The sequence below is a fragment of the Providencia sp. 6390 genome (genome assembly GCF_058148425.1).
On record NZ_JBYVYL010000025.1, the window covers coordinates 1 to 2,679 of the forward strand.

Sequence of the window (2,679 nt, forward strand, 5' to 3'; positions counted from 1 at the left end):
GCTCAGTATGAAGTGCAATCAGCTGTGATGCCGCCGCCATTGCGACTGCGGTTTCATCAGTTGAGGCAAAGCCCACTCGCAAACGCGTCGGTGCCGTTCCTCCCATATCCGCAATTTCCAATAAATCCTGCTGGGTTAAACTATCACCTTTATAATAGTTAGCCGCCATAGCGAAAAGGATACTGGCGCTCATGACTAATGGGGGTGGTTTTCGCAAAGTTTGCTCTAGTCCATTGGCGATGCGCTGATTTGAGCTCTGTTGTGTGGTACCCCATCCAAAATCGTTCCCTTGTTGCCCTACGGCAGCACCGGCAACACCACCACTGGCGCCCATTCCCATGCTTCCACCCAAAGCACCGCCGACAGGAAATGCTTATGCCGTTCCAATCGGATTGAGTGCATAGCCAACGGTACTGAATAAGGAGGAAACCCAGTTAGCTTCAGATTCAGATTGTTCAGTCGTTGACGGAATACCACACGTGTAGGTGCTGTAATCACATAACCCAAAGTTTGCTAAGTCTTCAACCGCGTCACCCGCATCGGTATTGCCTTCGCCGCGCAAGATAGATTTGGCAAATACCGGTTCGGCGATGCGTTTAATTGCTATCACACGATGGTGGTCGTAGGGAAACCACAATTGATAGCCTTCATCCCGTTGTTGGTAGTGGGCTGAACGGCTGATTTGCCCTGCCGTCATGCGGTGAACGGTCTCAGGTAATCCTGCGTTAAATTCACCTGCGCGGTGCTGTTCACTGAATTAATACCGTCAGGTAAGCCTAATTAAAATGATCTTACAAGGGTCACTAGCTTTTATTTAATGATATGCAGTGGTGAAAAATGTTTCGCCAAATAGCTATCTACATGCTTAGCAAGATTAACTAGATCGTCATAAGCAATTACTCCTAATTCAGGCATTTTTTGGGCTAGGTACTCTTTACTTGTTAAATTTAATTTTTTAGCTTCATCAATAATTTTCTGTTTATGCAATATAGCAGGTTCAATACCCCAGTTATATTCCGGTGCATCTGTTTTCTGCCTTCCGGTTAGAAGCCAATCAATTTTACCACGATAAGATTCAACCGCATATTTTAAAAGAGAAATAAAATCTTGTTGATTTCTCTCATCTACAGGGCGAAAATTTGTCGATGGCAGTTCATTAATAGTATCAATAACGCACAGTTTTCCATCGAGAATATTACTAGGATCAATGAATGTTTTCTTGAATCTTCGACTACAATGTACCCACTCTAAAACTAGATATTTCTTTATAACGAGTAACAGTTCATCACCTTGATTATTTTTAATATCCATTATCTTAGTCCTTTAGGTTTATCAGTAATCTTAATCTGGCAGTCATTTATACCTTTAATATGTTTTTCCCAATCCCCTTTAGGCATCGCTTGAGATGATATACGAGGTTCATAAATATATTGTCCATCCGAATAGACTTGATGATAATCCATACCCTCTTCAATAACGCCATTTTCGAATACATTTATTGAGCCATATTTTTCTACCGATCTCACTTCAAGAATTTCGCCTTTACCATCAGCTGCACTATGTAAATCTCTTGCAATTTCAGAGCAGTCATATCGACTGTCTTTTATTTTAGACTGGTATTCAGAAGAGTTCATTCTATCTAACACATCTTGATTCGGTGGGTAATCTGGATGGGGCTCTCTAAGAGGCTTATCAAGTCCCGGTATTTGAGTATTTAAACTCGTATAAGCAGGCTTCACATCCTTTCTGTCAACCGTCAGAATATAATCATCTAAATCTCGTTGCTCGGGGATCGGTGTCCCTTCGTTTACCCAACGGATATCATCCTCCGGTATTGGATAACCTATGGGTCTTGGATCAATATCTGGGATACTAATACCTTCCGGAGCCTCTATTTTTTTCGGCTCAGGTCGTTCACTCGGTGGTAAACGTGGGATCTCGGGTAAATCATCAAGGCGTATCGATAAATTCGCGATTTGACCTGACTCCGTCACTACCATGTAAATCACTCGACCAGCCCCCACATCAAAGCGATACACTTCCAGAGAAGACATCGCCGAAGGCAAACCATCGCTGCGCTGATTTATCGGTAAACTCAGTATTTCACGAGTTTCCGCATGAGAGGCTAGTTGACCTTTAATGACAGGTACTTGGTCAAGTCCACTGTCTCGTTCGGTATGATACGCAATCAGTTGAGACGCACTTGCCTTTGCGATTGCAGCTTCAGCCGAAACCGATGAGGCAAAACCCACCCGTAAACGCGTTGGGGCTGTTCCGCCTATTTCAGCAATCTCAAGTAAGTCTGGCTGCGTTATGCTATCCCCTTCATAGAAATTCGGTACCATCGCAAGCAACACGCGAGCACTGTCAAACCAACCCGACGTACTGAATCCCTTCGACACGCCTTTGGCTATTGCGTAGTCATTTTCAGACTGAAAAGCGAATCGCTTTGAGTCTTGGTTGATGTCCGGTGAATTAATACCTTGTTGACCAATAGCACCACCTGCCGCAGCTCCTCCCCCGAATCCGCCGATAGGTACCGGTGGCATAGGCGCTACGACGGCATTGGCAGTGCCAATACCCAATAAACTCAAAAAAGAGAGGGAGCCTTGATTGGGTTGCGCTATAGCGGCATCGATACCACAGGTGTAGGTGCTGTAATCACACAACCCAAAGTTC

Annotated in this window: 3 protein-coding genes and 1 pseudogene; all 4 read right to left on the bottom strand. The window is 44.3% G+C overall.

The annotated features are described in order from the left end of the window. Nucleotides 1–340 (bottom strand): hypothetical protein (locus AC3Z9T_RS21320; RefSeq protein WP_490128054.1); only part of this gene is annotated, 340 nt, incomplete at its 3' end. 33 nt (nt 341–373) lie between these two features. Further along, nucleotides 374–697: a hypothetical protein gene (locus AC3Z9T_RS21325; RefSeq protein WP_490128055.1), complete on the bottom strand. Its 324-nt coding sequence runs from the start codon at nt 695–697 to the stop codon at nt 374–376. Nucleotides 698–810: 113 nt separating this feature from the next. After that, nucleotides 811–1,311: a hypothetical protein gene (locus tag AC3Z9T_RS21330; RefSeq protein WP_490128056.1), complete on the bottom strand. Its 501-nt coding sequence runs from the start codon at nt 1,309–1,311 to the stop codon at nt 811–813. Further along, nucleotides 1,311–2,679: pseudogene (locus AC3Z9T_RS21335) on the bottom strand (hypothetical protein); the annotation flags it as partial. The pseudogene AC3Z9T_RS21335 and the gene AC3Z9T_RS21330, both read right to left, overlap by 1 nt.